22 protein-coding genes, 2 tRNA genes and 1 pseudogene are annotated in these 22,755 nt (G+C 71.0%); 6 read left to right on the forward strand and 19 right to left on the reverse strand.

Annotated elements, in window-relative coordinates:
* Positions 1-40: 40 nt before the first annotated feature.
* The 3 genes and pseudogenes from AB0I52_RS01790 to AB0I52_RS01800 form a co-directional block, all read left to right on the forward strand.
* Positions 41-283, forward strand: coding sequence for a hypothetical protein (locus AB0I52_RS01790; RefSeq protein WP_363067933.1), 243 nt, complete (start codon positions 41-43; stop codon positions 281-283).
* 649 nt (positions 284-932) lie between these two features.
* Positions 933-1,397 (forward strand): hypothetical protein, encoded by a 465-nt coding sequence (locus AB0I52_RS01795; RefSeq protein WP_363067935.1) that lies wholly within the window; start codon positions 933-935, stop codon positions 1,395-1,397.
* 38 nt (positions 1,398-1,435) lie between these two features.
* Positions 1,436-1,617, forward strand: a pseudogene (locus tag AB0I52_RS01800) (site-specific integrase); the annotation flags it as partial.
* A gap of 78 nt (positions 1,618-1,695) precedes the next feature.
* On the opposite strand, the gene AB0I52_RS01805 reads toward AB0I52_RS01800, so the two are convergent.
* Positions 1,696-1,768 (reverse strand) — tRNA-Arg (locus AB0I52_RS01805).
* 237 nt (positions 1,769-2,005) lie between these two features.
* Positions 2,006-2,096, reverse strand: a tRNA-Ser gene (locus AB0I52_RS01810).
* Between the two features lie 226 nt (positions 2,097-2,322).
* Here AB0I52_RS01810 and AB0I52_RS01815 point away from each other — a divergent pair.
* Positions 2,323-2,784 carry an SSI family serine proteinase inhibitor gene (locus AB0I52_RS01815; protein ID WP_363067936.1) on the forward strand — a complete coding sequence of 154 codons (462 nt, stop codon included), beginning with the start codon at positions 2,323-2,325 and terminating at the stop codon, positions 2,782-2,784.
* Positions 2,785-2,996: 212 nt separating this feature from the next.
* On the forward strand, positions 2,997-7,598 hold the full coding sequence (locus tag AB0I52_RS01820) for a PAS domain-containing protein (RefSeq protein WP_363067937.1): 4,602 nt from the start codon (positions 2,997-2,999) through the stop codon (positions 7,596-7,598).
* Between the two features lie 117 nt (positions 7,599-7,715).
* Here AB0I52_RS01820 and AB0I52_RS01825 read toward each other — a convergent pair whose 3' ends face one another.
* The 8 genes from AB0I52_RS01825 to AB0I52_RS01860 all read right to left on the reverse strand — a co-directional run bounded on the left by AB0I52_RS01825 (position 7,716) and on the right by AB0I52_RS01860 (position 16,023).
* Positions 7,716-9,365 carry a long-chain fatty acid--CoA ligase gene (locus tag AB0I52_RS01825; protein WP_363067938.1) on the reverse strand — a complete coding sequence of 550 codons (1,650 nt, stop codon included), beginning with the start codon at positions 9,363-9,365 and terminating at the stop codon, positions 7,716-7,718.
* Between the two features lie 261 nt (positions 9,366-9,626).
* Positions 9,627-10,178, reverse strand: a complete 552-nt coding sequence (locus AB0I52_RS01830; RefSeq protein WP_363068303.1) for a SigE family RNA polymerase sigma factor — start codon at positions 10,176-10,178, stop codon at positions 9,627-9,629.
* A 400-nt stretch (positions 10,179-10,578) separates the two neighbouring features.
* On the reverse strand, positions 10,579-11,745 hold the full coding sequence (locus tag AB0I52_RS01835; protein WP_363067939.1) for a lipid-transfer protein: 1,167 nt from the start codon (positions 11,743-11,745) through the stop codon (positions 10,579-10,581).
* Entirely contained in the window at positions 11,742-12,137 is a 396-nt protein-coding gene (locus AB0I52_RS01840) for a MaoC family dehydratase (protein WP_363067941.1), read from the reverse strand. The genes AB0I52_RS01835 and AB0I52_RS01840 overlap by 4 nt, the downstream gene beginning before the upstream one ends.
* Complete coding sequence (locus tag AB0I52_RS01845; RefSeq protein WP_363067943.1) at positions 12,134-13,168, reverse strand: acyl-CoA dehydrogenase family protein; 1,035 nt, start codon at positions 13,166-13,168, stop codon at positions 12,134-12,136. Before AB0I52_RS01845 ends, AB0I52_RS01840 begins: the two co-directional genes overlap by 4 nt.
* Position 13,169: 1 nt before the next feature.
* Positions 13,170-14,180: a bifunctional MaoC family dehydratase N-terminal/OB-fold nucleic acid binding domain-containing protein gene (locus tag AB0I52_RS01850; RefSeq protein WP_363067945.1), complete on the reverse strand. Its 1,011-nt coding sequence runs from the start codon at positions 14,178-14,180 to the stop codon at positions 13,170-13,172.
* Entirely contained in the window at positions 14,180-15,355 is a 1,176-nt protein-coding gene (locus tag AB0I52_RS01855) for an acyl-CoA dehydrogenase family protein (protein ID WP_363067947.1), read from the reverse strand. Before AB0I52_RS01855 ends, AB0I52_RS01850 begins: the two co-directional genes overlap by 1 nt.
* Before the next feature lie 359 nt (positions 15,356-15,714).
* On the reverse strand, positions 15,715-16,023 hold the full coding sequence (locus AB0I52_RS01860; RefSeq protein ID WP_363067948.1) for a hypothetical protein: 309 nt from the start codon (positions 16,021-16,023) through the stop codon (positions 15,715-15,717).
* A gap of 311 nt (positions 16,024-16,334) precedes the next feature.
* Between AB0I52_RS01860 and AB0I52_RS01865 the strand changes: the two genes are divergently transcribed.
* A complete protein-coding gene (locus AB0I52_RS01865; RefSeq protein WP_363067949.1) occupies positions 16,335-17,216 on the forward strand; it encodes a bifunctional DNA primase/polymerase in 882 nt (293 codons plus the stop codon).
* Positions 17,217-18,094: 878 nt separating this feature from the next.
* Here AB0I52_RS01865 and AB0I52_RS01870 read toward each other — a convergent pair.
* The 9 genes from AB0I52_RS01870 to AB0I52_RS01910 form a co-directional block, all read right to left on the reverse strand.
* On the reverse strand, positions 18,095-19,231 hold the full coding sequence (locus AB0I52_RS01870) for a tyrosine-type recombinase/integrase (protein WP_363067951.1): 1,137 nt from the start codon (positions 19,229-19,231) through the stop codon (positions 18,095-18,097).
* Positions 19,231-19,452 (reverse strand): helix-turn-helix domain-containing protein, encoded by a 222-nt coding sequence (locus AB0I52_RS01875; protein WP_363067953.1) that lies wholly within the window; start codon positions 19,450-19,452, stop codon positions 19,231-19,233. The genes AB0I52_RS01870 and AB0I52_RS01875 overlap by 1 nt, the downstream gene beginning before the upstream one ends.
* The gene (gene repSA, locus AB0I52_RS01880) at positions 19,446-20,852 is read right to left on the reverse strand and encodes a replication initiator protein RepSA (protein WP_363067954.1); all 1,407 of its coding nucleotides are present in this window, start codon (positions 20,850-20,852) and stop codon (positions 19,446-19,448) included. Before repSA ends, AB0I52_RS01875 begins: the two co-directional genes overlap by 7 nt.
* A 91-nt stretch (positions 20,853-20,943) precedes the next feature.
* Positions 20,944-21,264: a SpdD-like protein gene (locus AB0I52_RS01885; RefSeq protein ID WP_363067955.1), complete on the reverse strand. Its 321-nt coding sequence runs from the start codon at positions 21,262-21,264 to the stop codon at positions 20,944-20,946.
* Positions 21,265-21,290: 26 nt separating this feature from the next.
* Positions 21,291-21,446 carry a hypothetical protein gene (locus AB0I52_RS01890; protein WP_363067956.1) on the reverse strand — a complete coding sequence of 52 codons (156 nt, stop codon included), beginning with the start codon at positions 21,444-21,446 and terminating at the stop codon, positions 21,291-21,293.
* Between the two features lie 12 nt (positions 21,447-21,458).
* The gene (locus AB0I52_RS01895) at positions 21,459-21,650 is read right to left on the reverse strand and encodes a mobile element transfer protein (protein ID WP_003967784.1); all 192 of its coding nucleotides are present in this window, start codon (positions 21,648-21,650) and stop codon (positions 21,459-21,461) included.
* A gap of 5 nt (positions 21,651-21,655) precedes the next feature.
* Positions 21,656-21,841 carry a hypothetical protein gene (locus AB0I52_RS01900; RefSeq protein ID WP_363067957.1) on the reverse strand — a complete coding sequence of 62 codons (186 nt, stop codon included), beginning with the start codon at positions 21,839-21,841 and terminating at the stop codon, positions 21,656-21,658.
* 18 nt (positions 21,842-21,859) lie between these two features.
* Positions 21,860-22,510, reverse strand: a complete 651-nt coding sequence (locus AB0I52_RS01905) for a DUF2637 domain-containing protein (protein ID WP_363067958.1) — start codon at positions 22,508-22,510, stop codon at positions 21,860-21,862.
* Positions 22,510-22,695, reverse strand: coding sequence for a hypothetical protein (locus AB0I52_RS01910; RefSeq protein WP_363067960.1), 186 nt, complete (start codon positions 22,693-22,695; stop codon positions 22,510-22,512). The genes AB0I52_RS01905 and AB0I52_RS01910 overlap by 1 nt, the downstream gene beginning before the upstream one ends.
* Between the last annotated feature and the right edge of the window lie 60 nt (positions 22,696-22,755).

Here is a 22,755-nt window from a genome sequence, read left to right on the forward strand (position 1 = left end):
AGCGCGGGAGAGGTCAGCCGCCGAGTGCGTCGACAGGGCAGTGCAATGCCAGCTGTCCACGCACAGCGGCGATGAGCACTACGGCCTCCTCGGCGACCTCGTCGAGTACGGGATCGCGCTGTGGCTCCGCTGGCGGGAGAGGATCGAGGTGAGCCTGGTCGTACTGCCTGACTGTCCAGTGGTCGCCCCGCGTTCCGACGGTGAGGCCTGCTGTCTGTTCGCCGACCACACCGAGCAGCACACCTGGGAAGACGGCTCGCCATCCCGCCCGCAAGTGCTGTAGCCGAGTCCGATCCAGCAGTGCCCATCGCCGGACAGCAACACAAGTAGTGCTGGCATGCTCCACTCCTGGACCAAGTACGGAGTATCGAGCAACGAGGTCATCCGTCGCTTCGCCCGATGCCCACCAGGTGGTCGAATGGGGCGCGCCTTCGCTCCACGAGGTCAGCGGGCCAGTGGGGAACGCATCGTGATCGGCAGCCACGATGTCTCCTTCCTGAACTCGCAGAAGGTCAAGCAGGGGCGAAGGCAGCGTCAAACCCGGCACACGCTCTGCCTCTCGGACCGTCTCGTTCGTCAGAGGCTGCTGGACACCGCAATCACCTTCGCCCCAGAGCATCGCCCTGGTGCGTTGATGTCATCCGCTGATGTCCAACGGGCCTTTGGCCTTCTGCGCACTCGGCAGGATTCGAACCTGCAACCTTCTGATCCGTGACGGCCAGTCCCTGCAGCACCGCTGCGGAGGGGCATCGAGACATTGCGACTGAGCTACTGGGCTGTCGTGACCAGCCAGTGCACCCCGGACCGATCGCAACTGCTGATCGATGCGCGTTCCGCCGGCTCTGGCGCGGTGGTGGCACGAGCCCGATTCCCCAGTCTTCCCAGCCATGGGCCCCTGGCCGCCGGACAGGGGGGCTCATAGTCTCCAGGCCATGGAATGGACAGCATTAGTTGCCACCGTGGTGGGTGCGATTATTGGGGTGGGCAGCACGCTCACTACAGACCGCGTGCGTTGGCGACGGGACATGGGCGAGCGCGACAGAGAGACCATGCGCACGGTGTCCGCCCAGTTCTTGGAAGCCCTGACTGAGGCACGCGATGCAATAAGCGATGCCAGCAGATCGGGGCACCTGCCCCTGGATGAGCGGGCTGAGCTCGCTCGTGCCAGCACCCTGGCCCACGGCGTACATGCGAAGCAGTACCAACTGGAGCTGCTGGCTACCCAAGGGGTGGCCCAGTCCGCCAGGGACGCCGCCTACCAATTGCTCCTCTACCGGGACACGGTGGTCGCCGGACATTTGCGTGATGACCCTGAGTGCGCGCAAACACGGCGCGACTTCCGGGAGGCGCGCCAGAAGCTCATGGCTGCGATGCGTTCGTCGCTGACTCGCCCCTGAGAGCCTTCGGCCGCCGCGCTCCGCCCCTACCTGGCCCACGGAACACCCGGCATACCTGCAGTCGCTGCTGGTGGCTCTCAAGGTGCATCCGAAGATCGCTCAGCGGATCCTTCGCCACTCGCAGATCGCCATGACGATGGAGGTCTACGCCGAAGCGAGCGAGGAGGCGGTACGGGACGCGATCGGTCGGCTCTCCGACGCGATGGGCGGTACCGGCTGACACGGTTGCTGTACTTCGCTGCTGTACGGGCAACGCGAGAGGCCCCCAGGATTTCTCCTGGGGGCCTCCGGCCTGCTGTGCACTCGGCAGGATTCGAACCTGCAACCTTCTGATCCGTAGTCAGATGCTCTATCCGTTAAGCTACGAGTGCTTGGCGTCCTGGGCTTTTCTGCCCCGTCTGCGTTGCGAGAACAACATTACATGACCTGCGGCGTCACGCGAAATCCATTAGCCGCACCCCTGCTGAGCTGTGAAAACACCCGTTCGGCGCCGTCCGGATCCAGGCCCGTCCCGGGCCGGTCCAGGACGAGCGCGCAGTGGTCCAGGGCGGGCCGGGCCCGGATACGACCGAAGCCCCGGCCAGTGGCACGGGGCTTCGGTGATCACGCGGAGGCGGAGGGATTTGAACCCTCGATGGGCTTTAAGACCCAAACCGCATTAGCAGTGCGGCGCCATAGACCGGACTAGGCGACGCCTCCAGCACACCCCGCGCAAGCGCGGGTGGTGCGTGCAGATGATGACACAGCTGCACGCCGTGTCACCAATCGCCGCCTACGGTACTAGGCAGTCGGCCGCGAGGGCAAAGCGCCTGCGGTTGCGCAACGCCGTGGCGTTCGGAGCGTTAGTCATGCCGGGGGCGCCGCCCCCGCCGTTCCCCTCCGTCGCCGGCCACTGCCGCCGACGTGCACGACCACTGGAGCCCGCATGCTGCGTCGCCTCGCCCTCACCGCTGTCGTGTCCCTCGCCGCGCTCTCCGCCGCCGCCCCGGCCGCGACGGCTTCGGCCGGTCCCCTGCCGCTGCAGTTGCTGCCGCTGCCCGTGCTCCAGGGCGAGGACGGCCGGACGCATCTGACGGTGGTCGTCTCGGGGTCGGGGGACCCGGCGGCGGACGGGAGCTACGAGCTGGAGTGCGAGCCGGCGGGCGGCAGCCACCCGGCGGCGCGGCAGGCCTGCGACCGGCTCGCGCAGCTGCCCGGCGAGAGCACGGACCCGTTCACCCCGGTCTCCCGGGACGCGATGTGCACGCAGCAGTACGGCGGACCGGCCACCGCCCGGGTCACCGGTAGCTGGCGGGGGCGAAGCATCGATGCTTCGTTCGACCGGTCCAACGGGTGCGAGATCGGGCGCTGGAACAGCCTGCGTCCGGTGCTCCCGAACGTCCGCTGAGCAGGGGCTCCGCAGGTCACGGGGCGGCGCGCGGGGCGCGTAATGGGCCAGGGTCGTACACCGTATGCACAGAACCTTGGTGAGAGCTCCCCCTCATCCGCCGCCCCTTGCCCCTCCCCTGCCTTTAGACTCCTCCAGTGACAGCCTGAGGCCCGAGGGGCAAGATGGGGCCGCTGTCGGCAAGGTGCAGTAATCAGGGAGGAAGCGTCGTCGTGAGCAGCAGGCCATCCCGAGGCGCTGCTCGCCTCGCAGCCATACTCGACGCCCTTCCGGACGGGCTTCTGCTCGTCAACTGCAACGGTACGGTCGTCAACGCCAACACCATCGCCCTCGAAATGTTCGAGACGCCGGGCACCGCGCTCGTCGGACGCGGACTGCTCGATCTGCTGCCGGAGTTCGACTCCAAGCTGATCCCGGGGTCGATGCGGAGGCCGGAGGCTGCGGACGAGCGGGGCCGTACCAAGCCCACGCGGATGACCGCGCGGCGGACCGACGGCAACGAGTACCCCGTCGAGGTGACGAGCGCCAGCCTGGAGGACGGGCAGGCCGCGTACAACGACGTCCAGGCGAGTTACAGCGGCACCTATACGGGTGACGAGCTGCTGATGCTCGTCGTGCGCGACCTGTCGGGCACCGTCGACACCGAAGCCGAGCTGGCCCGCTCGCAGCGCCAGACCGAGATGATCCTGCGGGCCGCGTCCGAGGGCGTCGTCGGCACGGACACGGACGGCCGGGTCGTCCTGGTCAACCCCGCCGCCGCCCAGATCCTCGGCTTCCGCGCCACCGACCTGGGCGGCCAGGAGCTGCACCCGCTGATCCTGCACTCGCGGGCCGAGGGCGAGCCGTTCCCGTACGAGGAATCGCCGCTGGCCGACACCCTGAAGTCGGGGCGCAAGCACCGGGTGCGCGGGCAGGTCCTGTGGTCCAAGAGCGGCGCGCAGGTGCCGGTCGACCTGACCACGGCACCCGTGCGGGACGGCGACCAGCTGGTCGGTGCGGTGATGACGTTCACCGACCGCAGGCCGTACGAGGAACTCGACGAGCAGCGCGCGGCCGAGATCACCGAACTGACCGAGAGCCACACCGCCGCGGTCACCGAACTGACCGAGAGCCACACCGCCGCGGTCACCGAGCTGACCGCGAAGCACACCGCCGAGCTGGCCGCCCTGACCGGACAGCACGCCGCCGAGCTGGCCGACCGGACCGAGCGGCACACCTCCGCGCTGGAGGAGCAGACCGACCGGTTGGAGGAGCAGGCCGGGCGGCTGGCAGACCTGTCCGCCCGGCACACCCAGCTGACCGCCGTGCTCGGCGAGTCGCTGCGCGGACCGCTGGAGGAGCTGCGCGGCGAGCTGTCCACGCTCGCCGCCGACCCCGCGGGCCAGCTGTGGCCCGAGGCCAACCAGATCCTGCACCACCTGGCCGCGGGCTACGCGCGGATGACGACGCTCGTCGACAACGTACTGAGCTACCAGCGCCTGGACGGCGGCTCCGAAGCACTCGTCAAGACGAACGTGCTGCTCGACGGAGTCGTGACGGCTGGTATCGACGCCGCCGTCGAGCTGATCGGTCCAGGCCGCGCCCAGTTCGCGGTGCACGCGCCGCCGATCGAGGCCGAGGTCGACGCGGGACGGCTGGTGACCGCGCTCGCGCACCTCGTCGCGGACGTCGCCGGCGTCGACTCGACCGGCAAGGCACGGCTGATGCCGGGCGGTGGCTACGTCGACTCGACGGTCGTCGTCGCCGCGGCACAGCGCGGTGAGGTCGTACGGATCGAGGTGCGCGGACCGTTCGCCGGGGGTGACCCGGTGCACGAGCCGATCGTGCGCGGGATCGTGCGGGCGCACGGCGGCGTGCTCCAGACACACGAGATGCCGGGCATGAGCGGCAGCGCGTACGTGCTCGAAGTACCGCTGGGCGCGGGCTCGGGAACAGCGATGCCTCCCATGGCCCCGGACGTCCCGGAGAGCGTGGGAGGTCTGGGCGGCCCTGGAGGTCCGGAGAGCGCGGGGGGGCTGGATGTTCCCGCTGGGGGTCTGGAGGTTCCTGCGGGAGGCCTGGAGGTTCCGGGGGCTCCGATGGCTCAGGGAGCTGCGATGGCTCCGGAGGCTCTGGAAGTCCCTCAGGCGCCTCAGGACCCTCAGGCACCTCACGTTGAGGCGGTTGCGGGGGCCGCGGGTGGTCATGAGGGCGGCGGGGGGCGGCGCCGGGCGCGCAGGGCCTCCACGGATGCCTTCCTGGAGAGCCCGGTGGGCGGTTCCGAGGGCGCGGGTGCGCCCGGGGCGGCTCCCGGGGACACCGCGGCGGCCGAACCGACCGGCCGGCGGCGGGCCCGGCGCAAGCCAGCGGCCGAAACTGCTGACGTGCCCGTGGACCCGTCCTCGTCCGCGGCTGCCGTCGAGCACGACGGGCCGAACCCGCACGAACTGAATCCCGCCGAGCAGAGCGGGGGGTCCGGGCGCAGGCGCGGCCGGCCCAGTCCGGCGGAGACCGGCGCTCAGGCCGCCGACGGACAGCAGGGACCGGGGCAGGCCCTGGCGCTGCCCGCTGCCGCGGCCCCGTCCGAGGGGTCCGTGGTGACGGCGGCCGAGGGCGCTCAGGGGGCCGGGGGCAGACCGCAGCGGGGGCAGACCGTGCCGCCGCAGGGCGTTCCGAACGAGGCGCCGACGCCGGTACCGGCCGCCGGCCACCGGGCGCGCCGGGGCGGGGAGAGCCGGCTGGCCCTTCCGGCCGCCATGCCGTCGGTGAACGCCGTGGAGTCCGAGGGCCCTGCGGCCTTCTCCGATCTCGACGGTGCCGCCCGGCTGGAGGCGCCGGCTCAGCAGGCCCGTCCGGCGGCGCCCGCTCCGGAATCCGCGCCCGCGCGGCAGCAGCCGGCCGGGCGACGGGCCCGGCGCGCGCTCTCCGCCGCACAGGACCGGGCCGCTCAGGCCGAGCCGAAGGGCCCTCGGGTCCCCTTCGCCCTGCCGCCCGCCGCCGCCGACCAGATGCCGGCGGTCGCCGCCGAGCCCGACGCCTCGCTGCCGGGGCGTCACGACGCCGTGTCCGGTCCGCCGGACGACGACCACACCCCGCCGCAGGCACACCCGCTCCCGACCGGACGCCGCCGGGCCCGGCACGCGGACGCGCAGGCCGCCCCGCCGCAGCAGTTGCCCGAGGCATCGGGGCTGCTGCCCGAGGCGGCTCCCGCCTCTCTGCCCGAACAGGCTCCCCCGGCCGCACCCGCTGCCCCGTCCGCACAGCCGGCACCGTCCGCCGCGCTGGACGGTGGGTGGGAGCAGGACAACGGCTGGGAACAGAACGGTGGCTGGGAACCGGAAGGCGTACCGGACCTGGTCCAGGTCCGGGGCCAAAGCCAGGGATCGGCTACGGCTACGGCAGACCGGTCTCCCGGGGAGCAGCCCGACGGCGACGCGGAGTGGCCCGGCGCAGGCCGCACCACGCACACCACCGGCACGTCCCCGGCCGGCAACGCCCGCGGCTCCGGCCGTACCGACACCCCCGACGGCCTCTCCGGCTCCGCAGGCCCCGACGATCCCACCGGACCCGACGAGACCCGTCCGAGGACCCTCGTGCCCGGACCGGACGCGCGGCGGCAGCCACTGCCCGCTGAGGCGCCCATGCCCGAGGGTTCTTCGGACTCGACGCACGGACGCGCGTTCAGCGTGCGGACGCTCGGGCAGGGCGTGCCGTTCGCCCAGCACATCGCGCACCAGCAGAACCAGACGCTCGGCGGCGCCGGCCGGCGCCGCAAGCTCGCCGCACCCCCCGAGAGCGACCCGGCCGACCCGGCCGACCTGACCGACCAGGCCCCCCTGCCGGCGTCGGCTGCCTCAGCACCGCAGCCGGCGAACCCGCAGTCCGGGGCAGGCGTCGGCGGCACCGGCGGCCCCGGCCCCGGCGGCACGGGCGGCACGGCGCAGGGCTCGGGATCAGGCCCGCTGCTCCCCGCTCCGGCGGCCGAAGGACGCGCGTACGCGATCGGGGCACCCGACGAGGGCGCCGCCGAGGGACCGGAGCCGCTCGACGGCCCCGGTGGCGCGGTCGAGGTCGCCAACCGCCCCTCCCCGCAGCCTGTGGACGACGAGCTGCCCCCGGAGCCGCTGGACAACCCGCGCCGGCTGCTCGTCTGGCCGGCGCCCGACGTCTCCACCCAGCAGGCGCTGAGCGACCGCGGCTACCGGCCGGTGATCGTTCACTCGCGCGAGGAGGTCGACGCACAGATCGCGGCGTTCCCCGCCGCGCTCTTCGTCGACCCGCTGACCGGTCCCATTACCCGTAAGGCCCTTCAGTCACTGCGCCAGGCGGCGGTGGCGGCCGAGGTGCCCGTGCTGGTGACGGCCGGTCTGGGGCAGGCCTCGCGGGACGCCGCGTACGGTGCCGACCCGGCCGTGCTGCTGAAGGCACTCGCCCCGCGCGACAGCGAACAGCACCCGCCGCGGGTCCTCCTGATCGACGAGCACGAGGACATCGCGTACGCGCTGACACAGACGCTGGAGCGCCGCGGCATGCAGGTCGCCTGTGCCGCGACCGACAGCGAGGCGGTCTCGCTCGCGACCCGGATGCGGCCGAACCTGGTGGTGATGGACCTGATGCAGGTACGCCGCCGCCGGGCCGGAATCGTCGACTGGCTGCGCGCCAACGGTCAGCTGAACCGCACCCCGCTGGTCGTCTACACCTCGGCCGACATGAGCCAGTCGGACCTGCCGAAGCTGAGTTCGGGCGAGACCGTGCTCTTCCTCGCCGAACGTTCGACGAGCGACGAGGTACAGGCACGCATCGTCGACCTGCTCGCGAAGATCGGCACGAACTGACCGCGGACGGCGGCAGCGGCGGTAGCAGCAGCGAGACGAGGGCGGTGCGGGAGAGATCCCGTACCGCCCTCGTCCTCGTACTGGCCCTGGCCCCGGCCCCGGTCCCGGCCGTCCGGATCAGAGCTGGGTGATGTCCAGCTCGCCCTCCGCGTACTGCTTGCGGATCACCTTCTTGTCGAACTTCCCGACGCTGGTCTTCGGTACGGACGCGATGACCGACCAACGCTCGGGCAGCTGCCACTTGGCGATGCCCTGCTCCGCGAGAAAGGCCCTCAGCGACGGGTAGTCGGCGCTCGCGCCCTCCTTGAGGACCACGGTCGCCAGCGGACGCTCGCCCCACCTGTCGTCCGGGACGGCCACGACCGCCGCCTCGGCCACATCCGGGTGCGCCATCAACGCGTTCTCGAGCCCGACGCTCGAAATCCACTCTCCGCCGGACTTGATGACGTCCTTGGCGCGGTCGGTGAGCGTGAGGAAGCCGTCGTCGCTGATCACCCCGACGTCGCCGGTCTTCAGCCAGCCGTCCTCGCTGAACTTGTCCTCGGGCCGCAGCGCCTCGCCGTCCGCACCGCCGTAGTACGCACCGGCGATCCAGGAGCCGCGCACCTCCAGCTCACCGGCCGACTCGCCGTCCCACGGCAGGTGCTCGCCGCCGGGTCCGACCAGCCGTGCCTCGACACCGGCCGGGAAGCGGCCCTGGGTGATGCGGTAGGGCCACTCCTGCTCCTCGGTCAGTCCGGCGGGCGGGTTGGCCATGGTGCCGAGCGGCGAGGTCTCCGTCATGCCCCAGGCGTGACAGAGGCGGACACCGAGCTTGTCGTACGCCGCCATGAGGGAGGGCGGGCAGGCGGCGCCGCCGATGGTGACGCGCGCCATGGAGGTGAGGTCGCGCGGATTCGCGGTGACCTCGGCCAGCAGCCCCTGCCAGATGGTGGGAACGGCGGCGGCATGGGTCGGCCTCTCCCGCTCGATCATGTCAGCGAGCGGGGCGGGCTGAAGGAAGCGGTCCGGCATCAGCATGTTGACGCCGGACATGAACGTCGCGTGCGGCAGACCCCAGGCGTTGACATGGAACTGGGGGACGACCACCAGGGTGGTGTCCTTGTCGGTCAGGCCCATCGACTCGGACATGTTGACCTGCATGGAGTGCAGGTAGATCGAACGGTGGGAGTAGACGACGCCCTTCGGGTCCCCGGTGGTGCCTGAGGTGTAGCACATGGCGGCGGCCTGGCGTTCGTCCAGCTCGGGCCAGTCGTAGCTGGTGGCCCGGCCGGCGAGCAGCTCCTCGTAGTCGTGTACCCGGGGCACGGCGCCGTCGAGGACGGAACGGTCACCGGGTCCCGAGACGACCACGTGTTCCAGCGACGTCAGCTGGGGGAGCAGCGGCGCGAGGAGCGGCAGCACGGAGCCGTTGACGATGAGGACCTTGTCGTCGGCGTGCTTGACGATCCAGACCAGCTGTTCGGCGGGGAGCCGGAGGTTGAGGGTGTGGAGCACGGCGCCCATGGACGGGATGGCGAGGTAGGCCTCCACGTGCTCGGCGTTGTTCCACATCAGCGTGGCGACGCGCTGGTCCCCGTCGATACCGAGCTCGTCCCGCAGGGCGTGGGCGAGCTGGGTGGCCCGCCGGCCGATCTCGGCGAAACTGCGCCGCTGCGGCTCGGGCTCTCCAGTCCAGGTCGTGACCTGCGACTTCCCGTGAATGGTCATCCCATGGCTCAGGATGCGGGTGACAGTCAGCGGTACGTCCTGCATGGTGCTGAGCACGGCGTCCTCCCGGTAGGCGCTACGCGGCAGTAAGGTTCCGCTGATTCTGCGCACATACCGAGCGGTATGTCACTACTCCCGGACGTACGGATCGGCGTCGTCCGGCAAAATCACACCCCCCGTGCGCAATGACCGAACCTTCCTTCCCCGCGTACGTGACCATGTCCATGACCAGCCCCGACGCGTCCCTCCTCAGCCGTGTCCCCCGGCCGACGCCGGCGCCTCGGCCGACGTCTCGCTTCCTGGCCCCGGGGCGACGCCTCACCTGACCGGTGCCAGCTCCGGGTCCTGGCGCAGCTTGCCGAGCGCCCGGGACACGGCACTCTTGACCGTGCCGATGGACACTCCCAGCACCTCGGCCGTCTGCGCCTCGCTGAGGTCCTCGTAATAGCGCAGGACGACCATCGCGCGCTGCCGGTCGGGGAGTCTCAGCACGGCCCGCCACATGGCGTCGTGCAGCGACTGCCGCTCCGCGGGGTCGGGCCCCGGAACCGTTTCCTGCTCGGGCACCTCGTCGCAGGCGAACTCGTCGACCTTGCGCTTGCGCCACTGCGAGGTCCGGGTGTTCAGCAGCGCCCGGCGGACATAGCCGTCGAGAGCCCGGTGGTCCTCGATCCGCTCCCAGGCGACGTACGTTTTGGTGAGAGCGGTCTGCAGCAGGTCCTCGGCATCGCTGGGATTCGCGGTGAGCGAGCGGGCCGCGCGCAGCAGCACAGGCCCACGGGCCTTCACGAACGACGTGAACGACGGGTACGGGACGTACGGAACGCGTGCACCGTACGGTGTGCGCGCGGCGGCCGGCGTGCGCGGCACCGCGTACGCGGCGACCGGCGCGTGCGTTGTGCGTGGGGCCGTCGACGCGTGCGGCGGGTGTCCGGCGAGCGGCGCCTGCGGGATGTGCGGCGTGCGTCCGGTGTTGGCGGCGACTCCCCTGGAGGTGCCCGTGCGGACTGGCGTGGTCATGCCTCCACGCTAGGAGCGGGCGCCGCTCCGGGGATCGCCCCCAGGTCCCGAAACCGGGTCCGCCTCAGGGTGTAGGACCGGCCCCCCTGCCACCTCCTGTAGGTGGAGGGGCCGCGCGACAGCACTCAGGGTCGCCCAGCGGACCGCGCGTCCCACGGACCGGTTACGGGTCGCCCAGCAGACCGCGCGTCCCACGGACCGGTTACGGGTCGCCCAGCGGACCGCGCGTCCCACGGACCGGTCGCGCCGCTCACTGCTCCCGGCCCAGGACAAGACCCGAGGTGGGTACCCCCGTGCCGGCCGTGACCAGGGACCGGGCCGCCCCGGGTATCTGGTTCACCGAGGTGCCCCGGATCTGCCGGACCGCCTCCGCGATGCCGTTCATCCCGTGCAGGTACGCCTCCCCCAGCTGGCCGCCATGGGTGTTCAGGGGCAGCGCGTCGGCTGCCACGAAGTCGGCGGCCTCGCCCGGTCCGCAGAATCCGAACTCCTCCAGTTGCATCAGCACGAACGGGGTGAAGTGGTCGTACAGGATCGCCACGTCGATGTCGGCGGGGGAGAGGCCCGAGCTCCGCCAGAGCTGGCGGGCGACGACATTCATCTCCGGCAGACCCGTCAGCCCGTCACGGTAGAAGCTCGTCATCTGCTCCTGTGCCCGCCCGGCTCCCTGCGCGGCGGCGACGATCACCGCGGGCGGCTGCCGCAGGTCTCTGGCCCGTTCCGCGCTGGTGACGACGATCGCCTGTCCGCCGTCTGTCTCCTGACAGCAGTCGAGCAGGCGCAGGGGCTCGACGATCCAGCGGGACGCCGCATGTTCGGCAAGGGTGATCGGCTTCTCGTAGAAGTACGCCGCCGGGTTGCGCGCGGCATGGCGCCGGTCGGTGACCGCGACGTGGCCGAAGGCCTCCGGCGTCAGCCCGTAGGTGTGCAGATACCGCTGGGCCGCCATGGCCACCCAGGAAGCGGGGGTGAGCAGCCCGAAGGGCAGGTTCCAGCCCAGCGCCGCGCCCTCGGCGGTGGGTTCCCGCTGCTGCACCCCGGAGCCGAAGCGCCGCCCCGACCTCTCGTTGAACGCGCGGTAGCAGACGACCACGTCGGCCACCCCGCAGGCGACGGCGAGGGCCGCCTGCTGGACGGTGGCACAGGCCGCCCCGCCCCCGTAGTGGATGCGGGAGAAGAACGACAGCTCACCGATGCCGGCCGCCTGGGCGACGGTGATCTCAGGGCTGGTGTCCATGGTGAAGGTGACCAGTCCGTCGACATCGGCGGGGCTGAGCCCCGCGTCGTCGAGCGCCGCCCGCACGGCCTCGACGGCCAGTTTGAGTTCGCTGCGTCCTGAGTCCTTGGAGAACTCGGTCGCCCCGATCCCGGCCACGGCCGCCCGTCCGCCGAGCGAATCGGCCCTGCGCACGCTCATGCGGATCCCTCCGGAACGCTGATGGTCACCGTGCCGGTGACATGCCTGCCCAGCCCGTTGGCGCCGACTATCGACACCTCGGCCGTCCCGTCGTCACCGAGCGCGGTCACCTTGCCGCTCAACACCATCGTGTCGCCCGGATAGTTCGGGGCACCCAGCCTGATGGCGATCCTTCTGAGCACCGCCGAGGGCCCGAAATGGTCGGTGACGTACCGCCCGACCAGGCCGTTGGTCGTCAGGATGTTCATGAAGATGTCCGGGGAGCCCTTCTCCCGGGCCAGCTCCGCGTCATGGTGCACGTCCTGGTAATCGCGGGAGGCGACCGCGCCCGACACGATCAGGGTGCGGGTCACCGCGATCTCCAGCGGTGCCAGCTCTTCGCCGACCTTCACCGCGAACCCTCCTCCACCAGCAGTGCGCCGAGTTCCTGAAGCACTTCGCTGCCGCAGCCGAGACAGGCGTCGAGCTGACGACCCCAGAGGAAGTGCCGGTGCACGGGGTGGTCGAGGTCGGCGCCCGTACCTCCGTGCAGGTGCTGCGCCGCGTGCACGACCCGTTTTCCCGCCTCGGACGCCCACCACGCGGCGGTGAGCGCCTGCGCCGCACGGGGCAGCGACCGGTCGTGCAGCCATGCGGCCTCGTACGCCGTGACGCGTATCGCCTCGGTGTCCATATGGGCGTCGGCGGCTCGCAGCAGCACCCCCTGGTTGGTCGAGAGCGGACGCCCGAACTGCTCACGCGCGCCGGTGTGTTCGACAGCGCGCGCCACCGCACCCGCGCACACCCCCGCCTGCAGGCCCGCGAACGCCGTCCGGGCCGTCGCGAGCACCTCCTCGTACGCCCGCGCCCCGCCGAGCCGTTCGCCGGGCGCCCCGTCGAGCACGAGCCGTCCCGCCGACCACGGGGCCGTGGTCTCCACGGGCTCGGTCAGCACACCGGCGTCCGCGGTCCGTACGATCCACAGCGACCGGTCCGCGGCTGCGACAAGGACATGGGTGGCGTCCCTCAGCCACGGCACCAGCGGCGCCGTGCCGCTCAGTCCTCCCTCCGGCCGCGCCTGTACGGCGCCGCCCGCCGGGAAGGCCCCCGCCGCAACCGCCGTACCGTCCCGGAACGGGGGCAGCAGCCGCTCGCACTGTTCGTCCGTACCGTGTCCGGCGACGGCGAGGAGCCCGTAGACACAGCTCGACGCGAGGGGCACCTGTGCGGTCGTCCGGCCCTGTTCCTCCAGGAGGAGCACCAGGCCGAGGAGTCCGATCTCCTCGACCGCCCCGGGCAGTCCGGCCGCGCAGAGCTCCTTCCAGAGCTCGGCGTCCGTACCGGTGCCGGCCGCGACCAGACGGTCGTGCGTCGACAGATCCCCGAAGATCCGGGCGGCGAGCCCCTGCGCGGCGGTCTGCTCCTCAGTGGGTGTGAAATCCATGTCAGCCCTCGCTCCCCCGGAAGACCGGCAGTTCCAACTCGGGGTCCGTACGGAGGAATTCCAGCCGGACCGGCATTCCCACCCGCACCTTGTCGTACGGCACCCCGATCACGTTGCTGACCATCCGGACCCCCTCCGCGAGCTCCACCAGCGCCACCGCGTACGGCTCGGCGCCCTCGGACGTGCTGAACGCGGGGAAGGGCGGGTGATGCATCACGACGTACGAGAAGACGGTGCCCTCGCCCGACGCCTCGACCGTCTCCCACTCGGGCGACCCGCAGGCGTTGCAGCCGGGCAGCCAGGGGAAGCGCAGGGTGCCGCATGCGCCGCAGCGCTGGATCAGCAGCTGGTGCGCGGAGACGCCCTTCCAGAACCCGGCGTTGTCCCGGTTGATCACCGGCCGGGGCCGCAGGCTCCCGCCACCCCGCCTCTCCCCGGACCGCGCTGTCCCCTTGCCCGGCGCCTCGGCCTTCCCCTTCGCATTCCCCTTCGCATTCCCCTTCGCCTTCCCCTTCGGCGACGCCGGCCGGTACTTGAGGATCCGGAAGCGGTGCGTCCCCGCCGGCTCGTCCTGCGCCCGGACGTCCATACGCGTGGTGACGAAGTAGCCGGTGCCCAGCTTCGTCGTCTTCCGCTCCGACACCGCCTCGATCACCGCGTCGAAGGTGATCCGGTCACCGGGGCGCAGCGGCCGCAGATACTCCTGCTCACAGTCGGTCGCGACCACCGAGCGGTACCCGGCCCCGTCGAGCAGGCCGAAGAGCTCGTCGTAGGCCTCGCCCCGGTCCGTGTGCCCCGACAGCCCGCCCATCGTCCACGCCTGCAGCATGGCCGGAGGGGCAATGGCGTCGGGGCCGGCGTATGCGGGGTTCGTATCCCCCATGGCCTCGCACCAGTGCCTGATCATGGGCTCGTTGACCGGGTCCTTGCCGCTGCCGGCGATGGCGGCCGACCGCCCCTCGTACGCCCTGAGCCGCTCGTACAGTTCGTCCCGCACGCCCTGCCCGTCCATCACCGTTTCCCCCTCTTCATCCCGAGCCGCATCGTCGCGACGATCTCCCGCTGCACCTCGCTCACCCCGCCCCCGAAGGTGTTGATCTGCGCCGCCCTGTTCATCCGCTCCAGCTCCCCGTCCCCGAAGGCGCCGTGCGAACCGCCCCGGATCATTCCGGCGTCGCCCGTGATCTCCTGGCACATCCGATACACCTCTACGGCGCTTTCGGTTCCCACGAACTTCACGCCGCTGGCCTCGCCGGGGGCCAGCGCGCCGGCCCCGACATCCCCCACCAGACGCCAGTTGAGCAGGCGCGTCGCGGCCAGCCGGGCGTAGGCCTCGGCCAGCCTGGACCGGATCCACGGCTCGTCGACCGGGCGCCGCCCCGTCACCGGATCGGGCGTGCGGGCGAAGGTGAGCGCCGCGTCGTAGAAGTCCTCGGCCTGCATCCCGATCGCGGCCAGGGCCACCCGCTCATGGTTCAACTGGTTGGTGATCAGCCCCCAGCCCCCGTTCTCCGCACCGACCAGCCCGGTGGCGGGCACCTGAACGCCGTCGTAGTACGTGGCGGTCGTGGTCAGCCCGCCCACGGTCTCGATGGGCGTCCAGGAGAAGCCGGGCGCGTCTGTCGGCACAAGGATGATCGAGATGCCCCGGTGCTTGGGCGCGTCCGGATCCGTACGGCAGGCGAGCCAGATCCAGTCCGCGTTCTGCGCGTTGCTGGTGAAGATCTTCTGCCCGTCGATGACCCACGAGTCGCCCTGCCGTACGGCCCTGGTCCGCAGCGCCGCCAGGTCGGTACCGGCCTCCGGCTCGCTGTAGCCGATGGCGAAGACAATCTCACCGGCCAGGATCCGCGGCAGAAAGTACTCCTTCTGCGCCTCGGTCCCGTACTTCATCAGGGTGGGGCCCACGGTGTTGAGGGTGACCATCGAGACGGGGGCGCCCGCCCGGTAGGCCTCGTCGAAGAACACGAACTGTTCGTCCGCGCCGCGCCCCTGCCCGCCGTACTCGACGGGCCAGCCGAGTCCCAGCATCCCGTCCGCGCCGATGCGGCGCAGCAGTCGCCGCTGTTCGGCCGGGCTCCCGGCCACCGGACCGGTCCGGTGGCCGGACTCCGGCATCACATCGCGGAAGTACGTGCGGAGTTCGGCGCGCAGCTGTAGCTGGCGCTCCGTAGGGGCCAGGTGCACGGCGGCTGCCTCCCGGGAAAGGCCTGCGGATCAGGCATCAGGCATCAGGGATCAGGGATCAGGGGTTTCTGACTGTCCGTCAGATTCTGTTCACCTGTCAAGACACCCGACAGCAGCCCCTCACCGGCCCCTCCCCCTTTCACCCCCTCCCACCCACTTCATCCCCGCGCCCCTCAGCCCCCTCACCTCAACTCCCCGACCCCCTCAACTCCCCCTTCCCCCTTCCACCCTCACCCCCTCACCCCCTCACCCCCGGGAACGACGAACGGCCTGCACGCCACCACCGAAGGGATGCCACGCAGGCCGTCGTTCCCCCAACCGCGGCCCGACCCACCGACCGGCCCGCGGCAGGCACCGGATCACCAGAGATTGGTGAAGTTCACCGCGACGGTGTGGCTGGACTGGTCGATCGCAGTGAATGCGGAGCCGTTCACCTGGGCGGAGTTGCTCTGGTTCGACGCCCCGTCTCCGACGGCCTGCTGCTGCGAAGTGGACGAGTTGCCGAAGTTGGCCCCGACGCCGCTGCCGCTGATCGCGGCCACCCCCGCGTTCGATCCGTCGTTCGCGAACGAGCCGTTGTCGGCCTGGGCCACACCGGCGAAGAGCGCGGCGGTGAGGGGCAGAGCGGCAACAACAGCGAGGGCACGAGCGGTACGGATGCTTGCCATGTCTATTCCTCCAGGAACCGAAAGTAAGGCCGGCCCCGGGCCGGTTGGCCGACCGCCCGGGTGATGGTCACGACGTCGCGAGATCAAGGCTGCCCGCCACCACCCCGGCGAACCACCCATGCTTTTCGATTCCCTCGCAAGCGTGAGGAAGAGCCGATAAACCCCCAGACATCACAGACTCGCAGGTCAGCCGGACGCACCCCCACAGCCCTTGCCCCGCAGGAGAAGAAGCGTTCCACCACTACACCTCGCACCGCGCTCACGGACCCACCCCTCTTCCTTTATTCGAACGTTAGTACGAGCATGGAAGCATGGCCATCACCGACCGGCGAACCTTCACCCTGGCCCTGGCCCACGCACTGTCCGCGGCCGAACACGGGCTCCCCGTCATCCCGTTGTCCGCCACCAAGCTCCCCGCCCTGCGCTCCCCGCACCGCGACGAGGACCGCCCGAGCAGTTGCCGGGGCGCCTGCGGCCTGCCCGGACACGGCGTCCATGACGCCACCACCGACCCCACCGCCGTACGCGCCCTCTTCGCCGCCGCCCCCTGGGCCACCGGCTACGGCATCGCCTGCGGCCGGGCCCCGCACCACCTCATCGGTATCGACCTCGACATCGACGCCACCGGCCGGAACGACTCCACGGCGGCCCTGCAACAGCTCGCCCTGCACCACCTGTTCACCATCCCGCCGACCGTCACGGTGCTCACCCCCAGCGGCGGCCGCCACATCTGGCTGTCCGGCCCGCCCGGAACGGCCGTACCGAACTCCGCGGGCCGGCTCGCCCCCGGCATCGACATCCGCGGCACGGGCGGCTACCTGGTCGGCCCCGGCTCGGCCACCACCCGCGGCACCTACCGGCTCGTCCCCGGCACCGGCACCCTCCCGCCGGCCCCCTGCCCCCGCGCCCTCCTCCAGCTGCTGACGCCCCCGGCACGCACACATCGCCGCCACGGCCGCCCCGACGACCGGGGCCGCGGCCTGATCCGGTTCGTCCTCGCGGCGGACGAGGGCCAGCGCAACACCCGGCTCTTCTGGGCCGCCTGCCGCGCCTACGAACACGGCTTCGGCGACAGCCTGGCGGACGCCCTCACCGAAGCCGCCGTCCACACCGGCCTCCCCGAACACGAGGCCCGCGCGACCATCGCCTCAGCGGCACGTCTCACCACAACCCGCTGCGAACCCCCGAGGTGACGGCCAGGGCTCCCGGTGCGCGGACATGCGCGCAACGACCTCTGCGCTACAGCTCCGCCCCGTCCACCACCCTGAGGAATCCCGCCGCGTCCGAGGTGGTATCCGCGCTCTTGCCGTGCCCGTTCCGCCGGGAGCCGACGGGGAACGACGAGTACTGGCCGAGGGGAACCACGAGTACTGACAGACAGTGCGCAGCGGAACGGCCCCCGACCGATTCACCCGGTCAGGGGCCGTTCACCTGCGGTGGGTGTGGGATTTGAACCCACGGTGACATCGCTGCCACGACGGTTTTCAAGACCTTTCGGGGGCGCGTCGGGTGGCGTTCTCCGCAGCAGGTCAGACAGGTACGGGCATCCCGGCGGAGCCGTCTTCATCGTCACCGTGCCCGCTACGTGCCCCAGTGCCTCCCCACACCGCGCACACGGCCACAACCGCTTGCCCGAGCTGCCCCGGCAAATGAGCACCGGGGCAGCTTGTTCAGGTATGGAGGAGGATAAGAGTCACGACTGCGAGACCGAGTGTGGCCACGCAAACCGCAGACTTAGCTCCCCACTCAACGGCCGTCACCCTCGACTCGCCCAGCAGGACTGCAAGCCACGAAGCGGCAAGCCCCACTACGGTCGCCAGAAGGAAAACGATCACGAGCAGCATGGCCAAGGCAATCTTCACATCTACGTCTTTCTCTGTAGGTGTCAGGAATTGCCGCTGGTTGTGGGCCAGGCCATACCTGTGCCAGCCGGTAGCCTTACAGCACCCAACTGGCAACGTGAATATTACACATCGCCCGCACGCGCTCACATTCCGTTGCCATGTGCTCTCCCGACAGGCATCGCCTCGCAACCGAGGATCAGTTGGCCAAGGCTGGCGACTGCAACTGCTCAGGTCGGCCTACTTTCCGAACTGCCTTCTACACCCCCGCTCATCCATAGGTCAGTTGCATGAGCCACCTGGTCATCGCGACCGGCAACCGGCCGGGCATAGTGCCGGGTAGTGACGCTCGCGTTCGAGTGGCCGAGCCGATGGGCTGCGGTCATCACGCCGTACCGGTCAGCGACCCACGTGCCGTGCGAGGCGCGCAGATCGTGCGGCGTCACGTCAGTGAGCCCCGCCGCCGCCACCGCAGGGTCGAAGTAGGCCTTGCGCCACTGGTTGTAGCGCAGAGGCTTGCCGCCGGGCGTGACGAAGAGGAGAGCATCCTCCCCGCCGGGCAGCGTCTCCAGGTGTCGGCCTATCCGCGCCGCGAGTGACGGCCCGATCCGCAGGACCCGCTTCTGATGGGACTTGGGAGTGTCGAAGACGAGGGTGCCGTTCGCTTCGGCCAGATTCTCATCGACGAGGACCAGGCCGCCGGACACATCGATGTCCGCTCGCCGCAGCGCAAACGCCTCCCCAACTCGCAGACCCGCGTAGGCGAGCAAGGAGATCAGCAGATCATGCGGCTTCGTCGCGCACCGCACGATCCGTGAGGCTTCCAACGGGGTGAGGATGTGCGGCTCGGTCTGCGGCATCCGAGGCAGCTTCACACCCCTGCACGGGGTCTGCCCGATCATCTCGTTGTCGACAGCCGCCCGCATGATCTGCGAGAGCACCCGATACGCCTGCCGGATCCGTGACGCGCTGAGACCCCGGGTCTTCATCGAGCCGACCCACTCGACGACGGTAATCGGCCGAAGGCTGGACAGCTCACGATCACCGAGAGCCGGAACGATCAGCGAGTTGATCAGGGATCGATACGACGCCTGTGTCTTGTGCTTGAGCTGCGGGGAGACCGCGGCGAGCCAGCGTGCCGACCAGTCGCGGACGGTGGTCTGGCCCTCGGCGGGGTCGAGCCAGCGGCCCTCTTCCATCTCGATTCGCTTCCGTGCCAGCCAGCGATCGGCGTCCGTCGTGGTGGCGAACGTCTGATCAGCGGCGCGCAGCACGCCGTCAGGCCCCGGGTATCGAGCCTGGAACCGGCCGGAGGGCAGCTTACGAATGCGGCCGAAGGAGCGGCGGGACTTGCGCTTGCCGGCCATCAGGCAGCCCGCCGGTACGTCGAGGTGGGCCGCAGGACGATCGGTTCCACCGTGTGGGCACTGACGTACTCGTCCACGGCACTTTCCCGGATGCGGACGTGTCGGCCGACCTTGACGAACGCGATGCGGCGTTCCTCGATGAGCCGACGTGGGAAGCGGAGACCGGTGCCGAGGCGTTCGGCGACCTGGCCCACGGTGAGCAGTCGGTCCACGGTCACCACTCCCCTTCGTCGGCGGTGCGAGCGTTCAGTGCTTCGCGGGCGGTCTCGCGGTTGGTCTGGAGGTCACGGGCGATGGTGGCGGCAAGGGCCCCTTCGCCGGGGGTGTGCCCGTGGCCGACGTACTGCCAGTCGGTCAGGACGAGGACGGTGTCCGGTTCGCGGTCGGCGAGGCCGAGGGCGGGCGCTTCCTGGGCGGCGCGGTAGTCGGCGCGTTCCTGGCGGATGGCGCCGAGGGTCGTGGAGTAGGTGCGCGACTTCGACGAGAAGTGGCCGCGGAAGCCGAGCATGTGCGCCCAGGCCCAGAGGCGCCGGTCCGGATAGAGGCCATCGAGCTCACGGCATGCGGTGATGAGCCGACGGGTGTGATCGGGGATGCGGTGGCGGTCGAGCTCGGCAAGCTCGCCGATGCGGCGGTCAAGGGTGCCGGTGTTCTCGGCGGCTTTGGTGGCGTACTTGGCCACGTAGGAGGCGACTGCCTGTTCGGTGATGTCGGATCCGTCGCCGAAGACTTTGACCGGGCGAACGTCGAGCTGTCGGCCCCAACGGAACGTCCGGGTCGGCTGGTCACCGGCAGCCGGGACCGAGACCGAGGTGTACGAGTGCGTGGCGGCGGCTCGTATCGCGTCGCTGAGTGCGTCGACCGTGGCCCAGGCGGGTGGCGGTGTGCCGGGTCCGTCCGGGCCGTCGAGGCGTACGACAGCGTGGAAGTGGAGAGCGCCGCGCTTCTGGAATTCGGCGACCTTGCCGAAAGAGACCCGGAGATGGTCGCCGAGTTCACGGCGTCGGATGCCCGCGCGGACGGCGAGTTCGCGGCGGAGTCGGGTGGTGAAGCGCTGCCAGAGCTGTCCGGCATGGTTGTTGAAGAGCACGGCGCCCGCGTAGTCATAGGTGCCCGGGTCGAGGGCGGTGCCGAGGTTCGGGGCGTCGGCGGCGTGCCGGGTGCCGCAGCGGCAGGTGCCACGGTCGGGTCGGTTGTGGACCGGGCCGAATGAAGGTGCGGTGAGGGTGGCGAAGACGCGCGGGTGGTCGCGGACGGTGGTGGGGATGTCGCGGCGGTCGTCTCCGGCGAGGCCGGCGCGGATGAGGTGGTAGGTGTCGCCCGCGTAGGTCCAGGCGCAGGAGGGGCAGCGGGAGACGCGGCGGTTGCCGCAGGCGATACGTAGGCGCCCGCCCGGCTCGGACGCGGTGGAGTAGCGGTGCAGGGTCTCGCCGCTGCTCTTGTCCTTGTGGGTCACCCAGCCGCTCAAGTGGACCGGGTCGGCGCAGCCGCCGGTACGGCGAATCTGATCCTCCCAGCGGGTGTAGTCGGAGGCCGAGGCCACCCGGAGGACGTCCCCGAGGACGGCGGGGTCCATGGACATGGACGGTTTCTGTGTCGAGAGTGAGGCCCGGTGGGCCATGCTGGGAGTTCCTTCCGGTTGCGAGTTCGATCGGTGGGGACGGCTCCCGGGCAGCGGATGCTTGGCGGTATCGAGGCCGCCCGGGGGCCGGTCAGCGGCGTTTGGCGCCGGAGGCGATCAGGGAGCGCAGGACGACCGCGCAGACCGCTACCGAGGCGCCAGTGACGGCGACCGCCAGGAGCAGCGAGACCAGGACGGCGCCCACGACCAGGACGACGGCGGTGCCGGCGCCGACGAGTGCGAGCGCGGTTCCGGGGGTGAGCTGGACGACCGGACGGGACGACACCGGGGCGGCGGTGGGCACCGCGGGCGGGACCGGCGTACCCGGAGTGACAGCGGTCGGCTGGATGACGGCGGGCGGGGTGACCAGGCCGGTGGGCTGGGGCATGGTCGGGATCTTGGGCTGGAACATGGTTGGTCTCCTCTCCTGGGTGCGGGCTACTTGACGGCGGTGTCGATGACGGAGGCGAAGAGGCTGTCGGCGAGGAGGTAGCCGCCGAGGAGGAGCACGCAGATCAGCCACACCGGCGGGCGGAAGAGTTTGATGCCGAGGTAGCCGACAGCCAGCAGGGCGAACCAGAGGGGGACGTCCATGGACGCTGTCTCCTAACGGACGGTGCAGCGGTGTGTGCGGGCGGCGAGTTGGGCGGCGGTCCGGCTGGAGTAGTCGGCGGACCAGCCGCAGCGGTCGGCGGTGCAGACAGCGGCGTGGGCCGTGCGGCCGGTGCGGTCGCGGTGGGTGCCGATCTGCACGGGGCCGATACGCATCACGGAGTGGAAGCTGTCGCGAGCGGGCATGCCGGTCAGCCCCTGTCGGTCGCGGGGTCGGGGTACTGGGCGCGGATACTGCGGGCGGTGGCCGGGTCGTCAACGCGTCGAGCGGCTTCCTCGGCGAGCAGGTGGGCGAGGAAGGGGCGTCCGGCCGCGGCCATGTCCCGCGCGCTGTCGAGGTAGTCGGCCACGGTCAGGTCGGCGGGGTCGTTGGTCATCTCGGTTCTCCTTTGCGGTCAGCTGAGGTGGGCGGCGATGGCATCGGCGAGGTGGGGCGGGACGCCGAGGCGGGCGCGGAGGGTGTCCGTGTCGATCGGAGAGCCGGTGCGCGTGCGGTACTCGTCGGCGACCTTGCGGGCGTGGTCGACCAGTGCGGCGGGGACCGGCGGAGCCGGGGGCGAGGGCAGGGCCGGAGGCGTACTGGCTTCCTCAGCCGGGGACGGGGCCGGGACGGCATCAGGCGCAGGCACCGGCCCGACGTCCTCCGCGTCCGCGACGGTGGCCGGCTCCGACTCCGCATCCCCCGACGAGTGCGCGAGGAGGGTGCCGCCAAGGAAGGCGAGCGCAGGCCATCCGGCGATGCCGAGGCGGAGCGGGGCGGGCGGGTCGGCCAGGTCGAGGAACCCGGCGGTGGCGACGTTGGCGCCGAGCGAGGCGAACAGGGCGACCAGAAACCAGCACCAGGCCAGCCGGGACGGTCCCTCACTGCGCAGCCGACGCCAGGCGGCGACAAGGAGGAGGTCGACACTGACCGGGTAGGCCCATGCCTTCCAGCCGTCCTGTCCGGCCGCGGCGGCGAGATCGTGCAGGTGGGCGAAGGACAGAGCTCCGGCGATGATCGCCTGGATCAACACCGCGTCGACCCGGAGACCGGGCCGGGCGCCCATCAGGAGTCCTCGGCGGGGTCGGAGTCATCCAGGAACGTGCCCTGCGGCGGCTCCGGCAGCGACACGGCGAGGGACGGGCTGACGACGTCCACGAAGTCGAGATCGGCGCCGGCCATGTCGGCGTACAGGGCGAGTTGACCGAGGAGGAGCACGGTCCGGGCGAAGTCGTCGCAGTCCGGGCACATGGCGGTTCTCCCTTCTTTGGGCATGGAGGGGGTAGGGACCCGGCGCGAAAACGGTCGCGC

Origin of the sequence: Streptomyces sp. NPDC050423 (assembly GCF_040655445.1) — a bacterium.
In the GTDB taxonomy this organism is placed as follows: Bacteria; Actinomycetota; Actinomycetes; order Streptomycetales; family Streptomycetaceae; genus Streptomyces.